At 62.0% G+C, this 17,606-nt stretch carries 12 protein-coding genes; 8 read left to right on the top strand and 4 right to left on the bottom strand.

The features are described 5' to 3' along the window. Positions 1 to 3: 3 nt before the first annotated feature. The 3 genes from BUS06_RS21085 to BUS06_RS21075 form a co-directional block, all read right to left on the bottom strand. Positions 4 to 804, bottom strand: a complete 801-nt coding sequence (locus tag BUS06_RS21085; RefSeq protein WP_074266389.1) for a family 1 encapsulin nanocompartment shell protein — start codon at positions 802 to 804, stop codon at positions 4 to 6. Continuing rightward, the gene (locus BUS06_RS21080) at positions 797 to 1,870 is read right to left on the bottom strand and encodes a Dyp-type peroxidase (RefSeq protein ID WP_143787627.1); all 1,074 of its coding nucleotides are present in this window, start codon (positions 1,868 to 1,870) and stop codon (positions 797 to 799) included. The genes BUS06_RS21085 and BUS06_RS21080 overlap by 8 nt, the downstream gene beginning before the upstream one ends. Before the next feature lie 249 nt (positions 1,871 to 2,119). Continuing rightward, positions 2,120 to 4,057 carry an FUSC family protein gene (locus BUS06_RS21075; protein ID WP_074266388.1) on the bottom strand — a complete coding sequence of 646 codons (1,938 nt, stop codon included), beginning with the start codon at positions 4,055 to 4,057 and terminating at the stop codon, positions 2,120 to 2,122. Between the two features lie 847 nt (positions 4,058 to 4,904). On the opposite strand from BUS06_RS21075, the gene BUS06_RS21070 reads away from it, so the two are divergent. The 8 genes from BUS06_RS21070 to BUS06_RS21035 all read left to right on the top strand — a co-directional run bounded on the left by BUS06_RS21070 (position 4,905) and on the right by BUS06_RS21035 (position 16,520). Then, on the top strand, positions 4,905 to 6,053 hold the full coding sequence (locus BUS06_RS21070; protein WP_074266387.1) for a porin: 1,149 nt from the start codon (positions 4,905 to 4,907) through the stop codon (positions 6,051 to 6,053). Between the two features lie 478 nt (positions 6,054 to 6,531). Further along, positions 6,532 to 8,109 (top strand): ABC transporter substrate-binding protein, encoded by a 1,578-nt coding sequence (locus tag BUS06_RS21065; RefSeq protein ID WP_074266386.1) that lies wholly within the window; start codon positions 6,532 to 6,534, stop codon positions 8,107 to 8,109. Between the two features lie 95 nt (positions 8,110 to 8,204). Beyond that, on the top strand, positions 8,205 to 9,158 hold the full coding sequence (locus tag BUS06_RS21060) for an ABC transporter permease (protein ID WP_074266385.1): 954 nt from the start codon (positions 8,205 to 8,207) through the stop codon (positions 9,156 to 9,158). A gap of 74 nt (positions 9,159 to 9,232) precedes the next feature. Then, a complete protein-coding gene (locus tag BUS06_RS21055; protein ID WP_254368925.1) occupies positions 9,233 to 10,147 on the top strand; it encodes an ABC transporter permease in 915 nt (304 codons plus the stop codon). A 1-nt stretch (position 10,148) separates the two neighbouring features. Continuing rightward, a complete protein-coding gene (locus tag BUS06_RS21050; protein ID WP_074266383.1) occupies positions 10,149 to 12,014 on the top strand; it encodes an ABC transporter ATP-binding protein in 1,866 nt (621 codons plus the stop codon). Positions 12,015 to 12,027: 13 nt separating this feature from the next. Continuing rightward, on the top strand, positions 12,028 to 14,094 hold the full coding sequence (locus BUS06_RS21045) for a hydantoinase/oxoprolinase family protein (RefSeq protein WP_074266382.1): 2,067 nt from the start codon (positions 12,028 to 12,030) through the stop codon (positions 14,092 to 14,094). 13 nt (positions 14,095 to 14,107) lie between these two features. Further along, positions 14,108 to 16,102, top strand: coding sequence for a hydantoinase B/oxoprolinase family protein (locus BUS06_RS21040; protein ID WP_074266381.1), 1,995 nt, complete (start codon positions 14,108 to 14,110; stop codon positions 16,100 to 16,102). A 34-nt stretch (positions 16,103 to 16,136) separates the two neighbouring features. After that, positions 16,137 to 16,520, top strand: a complete 384-nt coding sequence (locus BUS06_RS21035) for a cupin domain-containing protein (protein WP_083611545.1) — start codon at positions 16,137 to 16,139, stop codon at positions 16,518 to 16,520. Positions 16,521 to 16,589: 69 nt separating this feature from the next. Here the strand turns inward: BUS06_RS21035 and BUS06_RS21030 are convergent, their stop codons facing one another. Next, complete coding sequence (locus BUS06_RS21030) at positions 16,590 to 17,567, bottom strand: M14 family metallopeptidase (RefSeq protein ID WP_074266380.1); 978 nt, start codon at positions 17,565 to 17,567, stop codon at positions 16,590 to 16,592. Between the last annotated feature and the right edge of the window lie 39 nt (positions 17,568 to 17,606).

Below are 17,606 nucleotides of genomic sequence, written 5' to 3'. Positions count from 1 at the left end.
CCCTCACTCCGGCAACACCGCCACCGAAGCCTCACTCGTCAACATCAAAAACGTCAACGTCTCCTGCAGATACAGCCTCACCACCTGATCAGTGTGGCTGAGATACCCAATCGACAGATCCTGCCCAATATGCAGATCGAAGTCGCCACCACGTGTGGAAAGCACGCTCCCACCATCGATAGCTGGCGCCCAGATAATCTCGGTATTCACCAGTCGCTTGAGATGCGCGAGCACCGGATACCCTTGGTCACTCGCCTCGCTAACAGCCGTATACGCATCCGCGCCCAGTAAAACCGAATACGGCCCATCGACCCCGGCAAGACGCAATTGCTCGAGCGCCTTCGCGATCACCGCGGGATAGTCGCTCAAATCCGCCGGCAGACTCAGCTTGGGATTCGACGAACCCTCGCGAATGCCGACAATATTCGCCGCCTTATAACCGTCGAAAATCGCACGGTCCTCGGCATAGGCCAGTTGCTGCGCGGCATCTTTAGCCGGCTGCCAGTCCGAGTCTTCCGCGCCACGTTCCACATCGTCGATCGCGTCGCGCGTCAATTCGAACGGCACGCGCAATTCCACTAGCGCTTTCACTTCGCGCTGCCGCGCACTGATACCAGGCTGCGGCGGCGCAATGGTGGACTGATGACCCGTGCCAACGGCAGACAGACTCGGTCCACCAGGCCCTTTCACATCGACCACACGGCGACCCGCCACAGAACGTCTGAAGGTCCGTGCGACTTCTTCCTCGATCTCCGACCAGGCGGCCGCGGATATAGGCGCGAGTTCGCGATGCAGATTATTCATGTTGAGGTGCTCCTTTGAGAGAGCCGATGTTCAGCGAACCATCGCTGAGCGGTTCGGCAGACGGCGGGGATTCGGATTCATTGACGGGTGTCGCTACTGCGGCGGGATCGCGCTCGGCCAGCGCTTCAAGCAGGGGAGCCGAAGGCACAAAGAACAGGCCACCCGTGACCGCGCGGCTGTAGTCGAGCAGCCGGTCGTAGTTGCCAGGCGGCCGGCCGACGAACATATTTTCGAGCATCTGTTCGATCGGCGCAGGCGAGCGCGCATAGCCGATAAAGTACGTGCCGAACTCGCCGAAGCCCGGTCGGCCGAACGGCATGTTGTCGCGCAGGATTTTGACCTCTTCGCCGTTGTCGTCGATCGTCGTGAGCGAACTGTGCGAGTTGGTGGGCTTCACCGCCTCGTCCAGTTCGATGTCGGAGAGTTTGGTGCGCCCAATGATGCGCTCCTGCGTCTCGACCGACAGCCCGTTCCAGCCGGTCATGTCATGCAGATACTTCTGCGTGAGCACGTAGCTGCCGCCGGCAAACTCGGGATCTTCCTCGCCGACCACCGTGAACGTGACAGCTTCGTTACCGGTTGGATTCTCGGTGCCGTCCACAAAGCCAATCATGGCGCGCTGATCGAAGTTACGAAAACCGTGGATTTCGTCGACCGTGGTCACGGCGCCGCTGAGCCGGCCCATCAGTTGCGTAGCCAGCTCAAAGCACAGGTCCATCTGGTTGGCACGGATGTGCAGCAGGATATCGCCGGGCGTCGCCACTGCGAGCCGCTCGCCGGAGCCGAATTCGCGGAACGGATGCAGGCCGGCTGGGCGCGGCGCGCCGAACAGCGCATCCCAAGCCTCTGAGCCGAAGCCGCAGACACAGGACAGGCCGCCGGCCGGTACACGCTTGCCGACCGAGCGCACCAGCGCGGCAATATCGGCGCACCAGGCTCGCACGGTTGCACGACTGGCCGGGTCGGGGTTGATGGTCGCAACAATGAAGATTGCACTGGGAGTGACCTGCACGGACACCGCTTGTGGTTCGTGCGTAACAGCAGCAGGGATCGGGGTATCGGACATCGCTTCGGCCTTTCAGGCTGACAGGTCAGACAAGGTTGGTCGGGGTAGCAAAGGGAGACGCAGGGCCACAGGATATATCACCCGAGGCGTTGCGGAACGCCAAGGGTAGCAGGGTGCGGGGTTTTGTGTGTCGGAAGGGGGGGCAGCGGGAAGGCTGAACGTATCAATTCGCGCCGTTTATCCGTCGTTTGAGACGACAGGATGGATCGATAACGCTACCGGCCCACCACGAGCAGCGCGAACTGCGTACTAGGCGCTCCTGGCTCGCAACGCCCAGTTCAGGCGCTTCTGCGTGCTGGCATTGGGATGAGCAAGCCGGTCGGCGAGTTGCGCCACGGCACCGTCCAGTTGCGCCAAGGTCTGTGCATGGCCTCGATCAATGGCCATCTCCACCGCACTTGCGGTGGCCTCGAGCCGCTCGCCAGTTGCTGGCGAAGCGGGGGAGCCGTGATAACGCGCAATCATCGCGTCGAGTCGCGTGAGGATTGACGCGGCGTACGCCACGCCGGCATCGTTCGATACCGCTTGCCCAACATGCCCGGGCACAAGCGCGGCTTCTTCGGGCCGGCTCAACACGCGGGCCCAGTGCAGGCAACTGAGCATGGACCCCGTAGCGAGTTCGACGCCCGGGTTCCACACGAACACCCGTTGGGTTTGCAACGGTCGCAATGCAACGCGCAGGTCATGCCAGCTTCGGTCCAGCGTGCGCATTGCGGCGCTTGCCGCGGTGCCGTCCGGTTGTCGCGCATCGGGTTGTGTAGCAAGCCGCACCACCTGCCGGAGTGCCGCGAGTACGGCGGCGATTCGCGTCTCGACATGGCGCGTCGCTGCGAGCGGCATCATCAGAATGGCGACGGCAAACGATACGACGCAGCCCACCATCACTTCTTCGATGCGCAACTCGACCAACGGCCCCATCGCAAAGCCCAGTTGTCCATAGACGAGGCCGACCAGAACCGTGATAAAGAACACGCCCGGCGCATACGCATTCAGGATGTAGTACGCCCAGCCGAACACGCACAGCACCATGGCCACGGCCATCAGCAGCGGCTCCCCGTGCAGCGAGGTTGCCAGCAGCATGCTGGCGAGTGCGCCTGCGAGCGTCCCGGCCAGCCGTTGCGCGCCTCGATAGACGGTATCGGCACGCGAGCGGGTGCCGAGAAACACGACGAAGGTGGTGATGACCGCCCAGAACCAGCGCTCCGGCGAGAGCGAGTGGCCGATCACCATGGCGAGCAAAGCCGCAGTGGTGGCACGTGCCGCCGGCAGCCAGGCGAGCTTCGAACGGATCTCGCCGATCCACTCGGCGGCGGTCTTTTTGCCGCGTGCTGCAGGCGACGTCTGCGAGACGCGCCGCGGCCGCGCGGCTTGCCTGAGCCGTTCGACGGCCCTGCGTAGCGGATTGGTGTCCGCCTCTTCCGATGCCGAGCCGAATGCGGTCTGTCCCGCCGCCACCTCGAGTTCGACGAGCCGTTCGCGCAGCGTAGCGGCGTCAGGAGGGTTCAGCAGTGCGAGTTGTTCTTCCAGCGCGAGCGCGGCCTCATTCAGTTCGGAGACGCGCGCGGCGCTGGCGACGCCAGGCATCTGCGCAGTTCGCGTGGCAGCCAACACGCGTTCGGCGCGCAGCGTGACGGTATGCACCGCCAGGCGCAAGGTCCGCTCGGCGTGTATCGGTACGATCAGTCGTCCGACGAGCGCCACCATCGCTGGGCCGACCGTCGACAACGCAATGGTCTGCGCAACCTGGGCGGCCGAAGGATGCAGATACAGCCCAAGATAGAACGTAACCACACCGATCATCGCGCAGCCAAGCGCTCGCGGACCGCAAGCCTGGCAGAGCATGCCGGCGAACATGACGAGCAGGAAGCCGGCATCGCCCGCGAGCGGATAGCGGCTCAACGCGGCGGCGACGGCGAAGTTCACGCAGCCGCACAGATAGAGGTTGAACAGGGTGACGAACCACGCGCTGCGGCGCGCGTCGCGCACGAATAGCGGCGCGATCATGCTGAACAGGACGCCGAGGGCAGCAAGGGTGACGGGCTGGTGATGACCGGCCGTCCATGCGACGCAGGCGATGCCGCTCAGGAGGCAGGCGAGCGCGGCGCGCAAGGCAGTGTGGAGGCGTACGAGTCCCGGGTCCGCAACCAGCAGGCGGCCGGCGACGCGTGAAAACGCGACAGCAATCATGATCGATGATATCCAGGCTAGGAGGTCGAGACCGGCTTGTGGCCGACTGCGACAGGGCGGATGGAACCGCCAGCTTCAGGCCGCCGACCTGGGCTGTGAGCCGGGATCACCGGCCCACAGCCCGCTCGACGACGGACTACATCACCCGCGCATGACCACATCGGTCGCAGGAAACGGCATCTGCGTAGCGGTGGCATGTTCGGGTTTTCCCGGATGATATCTGGTCAAAATTAGCTGCGTCTAGAAAAGCAAGGTGAATTCGCTATTTTTTATGAAGGCTGGTTGAAAGCTTTGGCGTTCACAGAACGTGAGACAGAGCCGGCTTTTAGACAGCACGGCGCGGCACGGGAAACGTAAAACGCAAAATGCAAAGCTCAGATGCAGCGATCCATGGCGATGCGATGCGCCCTCCCGTTAAATCGCAAAACCGGAAGTCTGGGATATCAGTTGCATTATTTAATATGTGATCCTTATCAAATAAGCCGGTTCAAATTTCACACAGGATCGTTCTTTGAAGGCGTGAAATTTGGTGCGCTGCGCAAGCGATATGGCAGCGTATCGCAGTACAAAACGTTGAGCTTTCAACGAGGGTGGCAAAGCGCGGAAATGACTTCATTTAAGGGGTCTGCGCGAAGTCAATGCTGAGCATTGCATCTCTCCAGGTTGGTATTACACAACGCTTTTTCGCTTCCGTCTCAATCTCGATGGACGACCCGCCACGAGCGTGCAAGCATCCGTCCCGTTGCGTGTTTATGAACCGCAACCATCAACGAAGTTTGCCATTGAACCCTGCGTGGCAGTTCGAAAAAAGCGCGTCGTTTATATATCCAAGAACCCGGAGATCGTAATGAGAAAGCAGTTCATTGCATTGGCTGTATTAGCCGCATGTGCCGCCCCCGTATTTGCCCAAAGTAGCGTCACGTTGTATGGCGTGATCGACCAGGGCATCAACTACACGAGCAACGTCGGCGGTGGCCGCGAGTTCGAGATGGCGAGCGGCTATGCAGAGGGCAGCCGTTGGGGTTTCAAGGGTTCGGAAGATCTGGGCGGCGGCATGAAGGCCATCTTCCAGTTGGAAAACGGCTTTAACGCAAGTAACGGCGCGCTCGCTGAGGGCGGCCGTCTGTTCGGACGTCAGGCATACGTTGGTCTGGCAAGCAACACGTACGGTACGGTCACGTTCGGCCGCCAGTACGACTCCGTGGTCGATTACTTTGCGCAAACCACCGCCAACGGCAACTGGGCCGGCTATCTGTTTGCCCACCCGTACGACAACGACAATAGCGACAACTCGTTCCGTCTGGACAATGCCGTGAAGTACGCGAGCCCGAATATCGGTGGCTTCCAGTTCGGCGGGGCGTACGCGTTCAGTAACGATACCGGCTTCGCCAACGATCGCGCCTACAGCTTCGGCGGTCAATACACCAACGGCGGCCTGCTGGTAGCCGCCGCGTATATGCAAGCGGACAATCCTGGCGGGACCACTGGCGGCGCGATCACCACCAACGACGCGAGCTTCATTGCCGAGCGTATGCGCGTCTGGGGCGCCGGCATCAACTACACGTTCGGCCCGGCGACGGTGGGCTTTGCATACTCCAACTCGAACTACAAGAATCCGACGGCAAACGGCTACATCAGCACAACGGCGCCGCTCGTCATCGGTTCGACGCTGAACACGCTGAAGTTCCAGAACCTCGAAGTGAATGGCAAGTATCAGATCAGCCCGGCGTTCTATGTCGGCGCGGAGTACGTCTACACAATCGAGAACTTCGATGCCTCGACCGGCAACGTCAAGCCGAAGATCCAAACGGTCGGTCTGATGGCCGACTACAACCTCTCGAAGCGCACCGACGTCTACATCCAGGGCGTGTACCAGGACGTGACCGGCGACAAGACGAACTCGGTGCTGGACGACGGCTTCGTGCTCGGTACCGACGCACCGTCGTCGAGCTCGAGCCAGACCGTGGTTCGTGTCGCCATCCGCCACCAGTTCTAAATTTTTGCTCCATCACGCGGCATGATGTGACGCGATCGGCGTGACGTGATGTCCTTGGCAGGCTCATCGTGCATCGGAAGATTCACGATGAGCTTTTTTTCGTCGCAGCATAAAGTGCCACGCGCCACTCCGGCGAACGCTTAATTGCGCTGTATGTGGGCCGCAAAGCACGTCCCAGGCGGCGCCTCGAGCACCAGAATACGCCGCCTGGGTCTGGCAAACCCTTACCAGATCTCCTTGCGCTCGCCGTACAGCCCGTCCCGGCGGGCTGTGAGCCGCCTGCCTCCACGCTCGCAGCAATTCATGCTGTGAAGCGCTATCAAAACGATTCGTTTCGCTTGCGCGCGATGCCGAATCAGGACATTCCGTTAATTTTGCGGTGCTTAAATTCACTCAACCCGCAACGTTCCTCGAAATGACGGGCAAACCACGTTACACAACCCGGATTCATTCATCCTTGGTCCCAGGAGCAGATTCCATGAACGACGACGAAATCAAACGAGCCGGTTTCAGCCGCCGCGACATGATGCGAGTATTGGCTGCGGGCGGCATGCTCGCGACGGGGGCCAGTGGTTTGCTGGCGGGCGCGACCAGCGCCTTTGCTGCCGACACGCCGAAGAAGGGTGGCAAGATTCGGGCTGCCTACGACTCCAGTTCGACCGCCGACACGCTGGATCCGGCCAAGGGCTCGGCCGGTGCCGACTACATCCGCTTCTTCATGTTCTATAGCGGGCTCACGCAGTTCGACAGCAGCCTGACGCCGCAGCCGGCGCTGGCCGAGTCGTTCACCAGCAGCGACGCGAAGGTCTGGACCATCAAGCTGCGCAAGGGCGTGACCTTTCATGACGGCAAGGCGCTGGCGCCCGCCGACGTGGTGTACTCGCTGATGCGCCACAAGAATCCGGCGACGGCCTCGAAGGTGAAGTCGGTCGCGGATCAGTTCGACGAGGTCAAGGCAAGCGGCCCGGATGAAGTGCAGATCACGTTGACCGTGCCGAACGCGGACCTGCCGGCAATTCTCGCCACGCCGCAACTCGTCATCGTCAAGGACGGCACCACCGATTTCTCGACCGCCGTGGGCACCGGCCCGTACAAGCTGAAGACGTTCAAGCCAGGTGTCACGACGGTCGGCACGCGCAACGACAGCTACTGGCGCCCGGGCAAACCCTACCTCGACGAGGTGGAGCTGATCGGTATCGGTGACGACGCGGCGCGCGTGAACGCGCTGCTCTCGGGGGATGTCCATCTGATCAGCGCCGTCGATCCGCGCGCAACGCAGCGCGTAGCGTCGACGCCGGGCTACGCGATCAAGGAGACCAAGTCGGGTCTCTATACCGACCTCATCATGCGGCGCGACAACACGATCACCGGCAACCCGGACTTCGTTGAAGGCATGAAGTATCTGTTCGACCGCGAGCAGATCCGCACGGCGGTGTTTCGCGGCTATGCGGTAATCGGTAACGATCAGCCGATTCCTCCCGGTCACCGCTATTACTTCGCCGGCCTGCCGCAGCGTCCGTACGATCCGGATAAGGCCAAGTTCCATCTGCAGAAAGCCGGCGCCGTCGGCTTGACGCTGCCGCCGATCTACGCGACTTCGGACGCCAACGGTTCAATCGAAATGGCCGAGATGATGCAGCTGACGGCGCAGAAGATCGGCGTCAACCTGGCGGTCAACCGCGTTCCCGCCGATGGCTACTGGTCGAATCACTGGATGAAGCATCCGCTTGGCTTCGGCAGTATCAATCCGCGTCCGAGCGCCGACGTGCTGTTCACGCAATTCTTCAAATCGGACGCACCGTGGAACGAATCCGGCTGGAAGAATCCGCAATTCGACCAGTTGCTGATTACGGCGCGTGCAGAAACCGACGACGCCAAGCGCAAGCAGATGTACGCTGACATGCAGACCATCGTCAGCAACCAGGGCGGCATCGGCATTCCTTCGTTTATCAGTCTGCTCGACGGTTACGACAAGCGCCTCAAAGGCCTCGGTTCGATTCCGACCGGCGGCATGATGGGCTTCTCGTTTGCCGAGAACGTCTGGTGGGAAGCCTGACCCGGCAGACCCTCCTGACCGGCTCGCCGGTGGCGCAACAGCGCGACATTGCGTTGCGCCACCGGTCTCTGCAATCCTCGTAGGAGGCCCGTGCGATGAACCAGACCATTGCAGCGCTGATCGTTAAGCGCATTGCGCTGACGCTGCTGATTCTGCTGATCGTGTCGATGATCATCTTCATGATTACCAACCTGCTGCCGGGCGACGCCGCACAAGAGGCGCTCGGTCAGGCGGCAACGCCGGAGACGATTGCGGCATTGCGCCTGCAGTTCGGCCTCGATCAGCCGGCCTACCTGCGTTATCTGCATTGGCTTGCGGGCCTCGTGCGCGGTGACTTCGGCATGTCGCTCTCCGCCAGTCTGCCGGTCAGCGAGATGATTGCCGGCCGTCTGCCGAAGTCGCTCGAGCTGGCTGCAATCACGACGCTCGTCTCGGTGCCGATTGCGATTTCGATGGGCATCCTCGCCGCCGTGAAGCGCGGTTCGCTGCTCGATCGCATGATCAGTCTCAGTACGTTGGCGCTGGTGGCGACGCCGGAATTTCTGATCGCGACGTTCGCGGTGCTGGTGTTCGCAGTCAAGCTGCATTGGTTGTCCGCGCTGTCGTACAGCGGCGAGATCGACAGTTTCGAACATTTCATGCGGGCCTATGCGATGCCGGTTATCACGCTGTGCTGCGTGATCATCGCGCAGATGGCGCGCATGACGCGAGCAGCGGTGATCGAACAGCTCGGCTCCTCGTACGTCGAGATGGCGATTCTCAAGGGAGCGCGTCCGGCGCGCGTGGTGCTGCTGCATGCGCTGCCTAACGCGATTGGCCCGATTGCCAATGCGGTGGCGTTGAGTCTGTCGTATCTGCTGGGCGGCGTGATTGTCGTCGAGACGATCTACAACTATCCGGGCCTCGCGCGTCTGATGGTCGATGCGGTCAGCAACCGCGACATGCCGTTGGTGCAGGCCTGCACGCTGATCTTCTGCCTCGGCTATCTGATTCTGGTGCTGCTCGCGGATCTGTGCGCGATCGTTTCCAACCCGAGGCTGCGGACATGAACATTCCTCAATCGTCCCCCGTCGATCCCCGTTCGCCGACGCCTGCTGAAGGGGCACTCCTTAGGAGTTCTGCCATGCCCGCTCCTCATTCACCCGCGCCTTCCGGCGGTGGTGGCGGCGCTGCGCCGACGCCACCGGTCAGGCGTGCCGCGCGCCGCTTGCCGTCGCTGTCGTTGAGCGGCTGGATCGGCGCTTTCATGGTGGCGCTTGCGTTATTCGTGGCGATTTTCGGGCCGATTCTCGCACCGTATCCGGTGGGCGCGATCGTCACGCAAGATGTGTTCGCGCCGTTCAGCGCTCACTTGCCGCTCGGCTCCGACTACCTGGGTCGCGACATGCTGAGCCGCATCATGTACGGCACGCGTTTGACAGTGCTGCTGGCGTTGGCCGCGGCGCTGTTCGCCGCGCTGTGCGGAACCGGTCTCGGTTTGCTGGCAGCCGTCGCCGGCCGCGCCGTGGACGAGACCATGAGCCGCATACTTGACGCAGTGAGCTCGATTCCCACCAAGATGTTCGCGCTGATGATCGTGGCCGCGTTCGGTTCGTCGCTCACGTTGCTGGTCATCACGGCAGGCATCAGCTATACGCCTGGCGCTTATCGCATTGCGCGCTCGCTGGCCGTGAATATCAGCGCGCTCGAATACGTGCAGGTAGCCAAGGTGCGTGGCGAGAACGCAATCTACATCTGCTGCGTGGAAATCCTGCCGAACATGATTCATCCGATGCTGGCCGACCTCGGCCTGCGTTTCGTGTTCGTGGTGCTGTTGCTGAGCAGCCTGAGCTTCCTTGGGCTGGGCGTGCAGCCACCGTATGCGGATCTCGGCTCGCTGGTGCGGGAAAACATCGCCGGTCTCGGTGACGGTGCACCGGTGGTGCTAATGCCAGCTATTGCCATTGCGATCCTGACGGTCGGCGTCAATCTGCTGATCGACGGGCTGCCTGGGCGTGGCAAGCGTCTACGTTTGCGCCGTGCCGCGGAGGCTCGCTGAGATGAATAAGACAACCGACAACCTGGTTGAAGTGCGCGGACTGCGCGTGGTGGGCAGCAGTGAAGGGCGGCCCGAAACGACCATCGTCCACGACATCGACTTTACGGTCGCACGCGGCGAGGTGCTCGCGCTGATCGGCGAATCCGGCTCGGGCAAGACGACGATTGCGCTCTCGCTGATGGGTCACGCGCGTACCGGCTGCCGTATTGCGGGCGGGTCTATCCGCGTTGGCGACGCAGATGTGCGCTCGCTGTCACCCAACGCGCTGGCTTCGCTGCGCGGTCGCAAGGTTGCCTATATTGCGCAAAGTGCAGCGGCGGCGTTCAACCCGGCGCGCACGATTCTCGATCAGGTAATCGAAAGCGCGCTGATTCATCGGACCATGAGCAAGGCGGCCGCCCAGGCAAAAGCGATCGAATTGTTCCGCGCGCTGGCGTTGCCGAATCCCGAGCGGATCGGCAAGCGCTATCCGCACCAGGTATCGGGAGGCCAGTTGCAGCGATTGCTGGCGGCGATGGCGCTTATTACGGATCCCGAACTGGTGATTCTCGATGAGCCAACCACTGCGCTCGATGTCACCACGCAGATCGACGTGCTGCAGGCGTTCAAGAGGGTCGTGAAAGAACTCGGAACGACGGCCGTGTACGTGTCGCACGATCTGGCGGTGGTCGCGCAGATGGCCGATCGCATCGTCGTGCTCAGCGATGGCGAGATTCGCGAGGTGGGCAGCACGGCGCAGATTCTCAATGCACCCGCGCATGCATACACGCAGAGCCTGATCGCGGCGGTCATGCCGACGCCGCGCGGCGCACGTCCGGAAGGACGTGCCGCGGCCGGAGCCGACGAGCGTCCGTTGCTGGAGGTGAAGCGGCTTGTCGCAGGCTACGGCAAGACCGATGCAAAGGGTTACCCGGCGGCACGTATTCTCGACGACGTGGATCTGGTGATCCATCGCGGCAAGACGGTCGGCGTGATCGGCGAGTCCGGGTCCGGCAAGACTACGCTTGCCAAAGTAATTGCAGGGCTGGTGCCGGTAGCGGGTGGTTCGCTGCTGCTCGACGGCGAGCCGATGCCCAAGCGGCTGGATCAGCGTAGCAAGGAGCAGTTCAGGCGCATCCAGATCGTGTTCCAGAACGCGGATACGGCGTTGAATCCGGTGCATACGGTGGAACGGATTTTGTCCCGGCCGCTTGCGTTCTATCACGGCATGAAGGGCGAACGTGCCCGGCAGCGTGTCGCCGAACTGCTCGATCTGGTGCGACTGCCCGCAGCGCTTGCGACCCGCCGTTCGGGCGAGCTGTCGGGCGGCCAGAAGCAGCGGATCAATCTGGCACGAGCGCTTGCGGCCGAGCCTGATCTGATTCTGTGCGACGAGGTAACGTCCGCACTTGACACCGTGGTAGGCGCGGCGATTCTCGATCTGCTCGCCGACCTGCAACGCAAGCTGGGTGTGTCGTATCTGTTCATTACCCACGACATCGGCAAGATGCGCGCGATCAGCGACGACATCGTTGTGCTGTACTCAGGACATCGCGTCGAAGCGGGCGATCGCGCGGCACTGTGCGCGCCGCCGTTTCATCCGTATGCCGATCTGCTGATTTCATCGGCTCCGGAGTTGCGCACGGGCTGGCTCGATGAGGCCACCATTCGCTGTCACAGCGAATTGCCGCCTATTGGACCCAGCGCGGCGCATTCCGAACTGTGTACGTTTCTCGGACGCTGTCCGTTGCGCGTCGACGGCTTGTGCAACACCACGGCACCGGCGCGCCGGCAACTGTCGAACGGTGCCGAAGTGCTGTGTCATCGCACGGAACTCGATCTGACGACCTTGCAGGCCGCAATGGTGCGAGAAGGCACCGTCGTATAACGGGAAAAACTTCATGGCTCTGAGAATCGGTGTTGATATCGGTGGCTCGTTCGCGGACTTTGCAGTACTGAATGATGAAACGGGCGAGCTGAAAACGCTGAAAGTGTTTTCCCGTCCCGATAGCCCTGGCGCCGAAGTTTTACGCGGTATGGAAGGGCTGGCCGAACGCTACGGCATCGATCCGCACGAAGTGGCGTATTTCACGCATGGGACGACGGTGGGCGTCAACGCCGTCGTACAACGCAAGGGTTTGAAGCTCGGCCTGCTTACGACACGTCACTTCGAAGACGTACTCGATATCGCGCGGCTCAAGGGCCCCGATATGTATAACCTGATGTCGAAGCGCCCCGCGCCGCTGGTGCCGCGCGAGCGTGTCTTCGGCATCGTGGAGCGGCTGACCGCGGACGGCACGGTCGAGACACCCGTGGATGAGGCGAGCGTGCTCGATGCACTCGACAAGCTGCGCCGTGCCGGTTGCGAAGGCGTGGTGATATCGCTGCTGCATTCATATCGCAATCCGGCCCATGAGCACGAGGTTAAGGCCATCCTCGAGCGGGCCATGCCGGATCTCTTCGTTTCATGTTCCTCCGATGTATGGCCAATCATCCGCGAATACGAACGCACCTCGACGGCGGTGATTGGCGGCTATGTGCAGCCGAAGGTGTCGCACTATCTGTCGTCGTTGCAGCGCGCGCTACGCGAAACCGGCATCGCGGCGGACATGAAGGTCACCAAGTCGAATGGCGGCGTGATGAGCGCCGAAACCGGCAAGACCAATTGCGTGCAGATGATTCTCTCCGGTACGGCGTCCGGCGTGATCGGTGCAGCGTATGTTGCACAGCTTTGCGGCTTGCAGCATTGCATGAGCCTGGACATCGGCGGCACGACGGCTGACGTGGCACTGATCATCGACGGCGAGCCGCAATACGCAACCGGCGAATATATCGGCGACTTCCAGATTCATATTCCGTCGGTCTCGGTATCTTCGATTGGCGACGGCGGTGGCTCGATTGCGTGGGTCGACGATTTCGGCGTGCTCAAGGTCGGGCCGGAGAGTGCTGGGTCGAACCCCGGCCCTGTGTGCTACGGCCGGGGCGGCACACGCGCGACGATCACCGATGCCTTCGCCGTGATGGGCGTGATCGGCAATGCGAGCCTCGGCTACAACTCGGTGAAGGTCGATCACGATGCGGCCTGCCGCGCGGTCGAAGTGCTGGCGCAGCGGCTTGGCTCCGATATTTACCGGACCGCGGAAGCGATCGTCAACGTGTCGGTGTCCGGCATGTATGCGGGCGTGAGCCGGATCGTCTCGCGCTTCGGCATCGATCCGCGCACGTTTTCGCTGCTGCCGTTCGGCGGTGCCGGGCCGATGCTCGCGTGCTACTTCGCGCGGGCACTCGGCATGGAGCAGGTGGTTGTGCCGACCACACCGGGCGTGCTCAGTGCGCTGGGCGGTTTGATCGCGGACACCAAGAACGACTTCGTCAAGACCACCTACTACGATCTCGATGCTGCGGCGCTCGAGGCCTTACGCGACGATGCGCATGCGCTCGAAACGGCGGCGCGAAGCTGGATGGCCGGTGAAACTGCGTGTCCCAGCGATAAGAGCGACGATCGCCCCGCGCGCATCGCGGTCTCGGCGGATATGCGCTACAAGGGCCAATCGTTCGAAATCGACACACCCCTTGAACTGGCATGGCTGCAGGAGCGAAACATTGACGCGCTCAGCGAAGCATTCCACCGCGAGCACGCGCGACTCTATGGCCACAGCGATCTGAAAGCAAAGATTCAGATCGTGGCGCTGCGCCTCGTGATCGCGTCAGTAACCCCCAAGCCAGCCTTGCGACCCATCGAAGCCAGTGAGCAGACGCCGGTGCCGGACGCTTCGGTAAAGGTTTGGATGGACGGCGCGTTCCACGACGCCGCGCTGTTTCACCGCGCCAAACTGCTAGCCGGCCAGCACATAGCCGGACCCGCAGTGATCGCGCAGGACGATTGCACAACCTGCGTGCTGCCTGGTTTCGCGGGACGTGTCGATACCTACGGCAATCTGATACTCACTTATGTTGGCGCGAACTGAACCGGAGCCCGGCATGCAATTCGACAAGGCAGTCCTGCAGATTTTCGCCAACTACTGCGTCGCTGCGGCGGAAAGCATGGCGTACACGCTGGTGCGCACCGCGCATTCGACCTTCGTGAAAGAGACCGAGGACTTCTCGTGCGCGATCACGACGCCGGATGGACACACGTTCGCTTCACCAAAGACGCTTGGCGCGACCTGGTACGTCGGCCTCGATTACGGCCCGGTGATCGGCATGATCGATCACTACGAGCCGGGCGACATCGGCATGACGAACGATGCATACAGCGGTTTCGTCGCCACCCACACGCCGGATATCGTGCTCTGGAAGCCGGTGTTCTACGAAGGTGAGATTGTCTGCTTCGTGGGCGGCCACATTCACAACACCGATATGGGCGGCGCCGTGCCCGCCTCGCTGTCGCGTACGCTGACCGAGATCGAGCAGGAGGGCATCCGCTTTCCGCCTACCAAGATCGTGCGACGGGGCGTGCTCGACGAAGAACTGCTGCGCATCATGGCTACCAATGTGCGTGTGCCGGACCAGAACGTCGGTGATTTGCATGCGCAACTGGCGTCGCTGCATACGGGCGAGCGGCGCGTGCTGGAGATCATCGAACGGTTCGGCATCGACGGTTTCAAGGCGGGCATGCAGGCGTTGCTCGATTACTCGGAAGAGCAGGCGCGCACTGTCATGCGCGGCATTCCCGATGGCGAGTATTTCTTCGCCGAATACGCCGACGAAGACTCGGTGCGCGGCAAGCCGATGCGCGTCGCGTTGACGCTGCGTATCCGCGACGGCAGCGTCGAATTCGACTACACCGGTAGCGATCCGCAGTTGCAGTCGTCATTGAACATCCCGACCGGGGGACGCGAACGGCATGCGCTTGCGCTGGTCGGTTTCGTTTATGTGCTGTACACGCTCAACCCGGAGATCCTGCTGAACAGCGGCATGCTGAGAGTAGCGCGCTGCGTGCTGCCTGAAGGCACGGTGGTGAATGCGCAGCGGCCGGCGGCGGTCGGCATGCGCAGCCTGACCTGCAAGCTGCTGCATTTGCTGACCTTCGGTGCTTTCTCGCAGGCCATTCCTGAGCGGCTCGCCGCTTGCCCCGCAGGCGGCCTGTCGATCCTCAGCGTCAAGACAATGGACCGGCACGGCAGTACGGTCATGGCGTCGATTGGACCTATTGGTGGCGGCGCCGGAGGCATGTCGTTCGATGATGGCGAGGACGGCTCTGGCGCGAACAACGCGTTTTTGCGCAACACGCCTGTGGAGATCAACGAGGCTGAGGTGCCGATCCGTATCACGCGTTACGGCGTGGCGCCCGATTCAGGTGGCGCAGGACAATTTCGCGGCGGCCAGGGGCTGGTGATGGAATTCAAGGTCTTCTCGCCAAACACGCTCGTCACTGCTCGCAACCGCGACCGCACGCACTTTGCCTCATGGGGCGTGCGCGGCGGCCATGCCGGCGCGAACGCGCGGTTCACCAGGAACCCCGACACGCCGCAGGCGGAGCAACTCGGCAACACGGACCTGGTGATCTGCAATCCGGGCGACGTGATCCGGCTGATTGGTGCGGGAGCAGGAGGATACGGCAGGCCTATCGATCGCGACGTTCGGCGAGTGTGCGAAGACGTGCAACGCGGCTATGTCACGGCACAGGAAGCGCGCGAGGTTTATGCCGTGGCGATCGCCGACGGCGAGATCGACTCTGCTGAAACGGCTGTGTTGCGCGAGCAGGCTCATGCGATGGCGCGCAATACGCCGGTTCCTGCGTTCGAGTTTGGCCCTTACCGTGAAGCGTTCGAAGCGAAGTGGACGCGCGAACGCTATGCTGCGCTCACACATATTTTGTCAGGCGTGCCTGTGCAATGGCGCTATTTCATCAAGCATCGGATTTTCGATGCACTAGATGCGCGTGTCGAAACGCAAGGTGCGGGCGCCGAGGTGATCGAGCAGATCTTTGCGGAGCTCTGTGCTTCGTGGCCCGAGTTGCGTCGCGCGAGTTAACCGAATCGATTTACCGTAAAGAGAGAACCTATTCATGTCGCAGTCTTTATCAGTTAGTCCCGTGCAGAGTTTTTGTTTCGGCGAGCCGCAGGGCGAAGGCACACTGCTTTCGCTGAGTCCGGAGCGTTTGTTGCGCGGTCAGCCCGAGCGCCGCGATTGGCCTGTATTCGAGCGCGGCGATGGCAAGATCAGCACCGGCATCTGGAGCGGCACAGCAGGCGTGTGGCGGATCGATTTCCCCGAAGGACAGTTCGAGTTTTTCCACGTGCTGTCGGGCATTGGCGCGATCGTGCCGGATGACGGCGAACGCAAACCGTTCGGCCCGGGCGATGCCGTGATGGTGCCGGAAGGTTTTCGCGGTGTGTTCGAAGTGACCGAGAAAGTCACGAAGCAGTATATGTTTGTGCAGAATATCTGAGCGACGCGGCGCGAAGCGGCGCCGCTGTTAGCGGCACCGCTTCACGCCTCTCGCGATAGACAACGGCACTCAGTTGTCGAGCAATTGCCCCAACCGCACCACCGTTACCCCAGGCCTGAGCTGTCGCAACGACGGCATCACCAGCACGCAATTGTCATAAGGCGTGACCACCGGTTCACCCTCATTCCAGCCGATCACAGCGCCCGCTTTGGGGAATGTCTCCAAACCGGTGTAAGCGTCTGCAAAGCGAAAATCCATACTCTTTGCCACTACGGGCTCCGTGACACGAATCACACGCATGGCATCCGGCTTCGGCGCGAACCAGTCAGCGGGCAGGTCGGCTTCATCGAGTACACCGGACAGCACCAGGAAGCGCGCCGTGCAGTCCTTCGCTACCACCACCGACGACGGCTCCCAATGCTGGCCGCACTCCACCAGCAGCGCGTTGCGTGTGCTTTGCGGATCGCCGAAGTCGGCATAGTCGCGCATGCGACGCCCTTCCGGATGACCTTCGTCGCTGATCACGGTAGCAGGGGCACCCAGTGCGCGGGACAACGCGATGCCTTTCTCCAGCGGACCTGACACGATCAGCGGCGCACTACGCTCATGCATCGAATGCAGGTCGAGCAATGCGTCAACGGTATCGATCACAGGACGCAACGCTCGTGCGCGGCGCAGCTCGCTCGAATCCGTGCTCGTGTCATCGAGTTTCGCCGCGGTCCATACCCGGTTGAAATCCTGATCGACGAAGCGCGATGCATCCGGCTTCGAAGCGTCGAAAGTCAGATAAGCCTCGACGTTCGAAAACGCCAGTGTGAGCTTGCCGCGGCGCGGCCGCACGCCGAGATCGAGCAGCCCCTTGACCGTGATCGCGCCGCACACTTCGTTGCCGTGCGTGAGCGCGTTGATCATCACGTGCGAGCCGGGCAGGCCGCTGTCGAACGTGTAGACATACGGAATGCCGGTATTGCCTGCGGCATAGCCGCTCAGGTCGGGGAATTCGACGTCGACCGGGTAGGCGTGGTCCTGCGGTGAGTGGGTTGTCATGTGAGAGTCCATTCGCAGTCGATAAAGGGCCTTTATCCA

Source organism: Paraburkholderia phenazinium, from assembly GCF_900141745.1.
GTDB lineage: Bacteria > Pseudomonadota > Gammaproteobacteria > Burkholderiales > Burkholderiaceae > Paraburkholderia > Paraburkholderia phenazinium_B.
The sequence above is the reverse complement of the archived record's forward strand: the minus strand, read 5'-3'. Positions and strand labels throughout refer to the sequence as shown.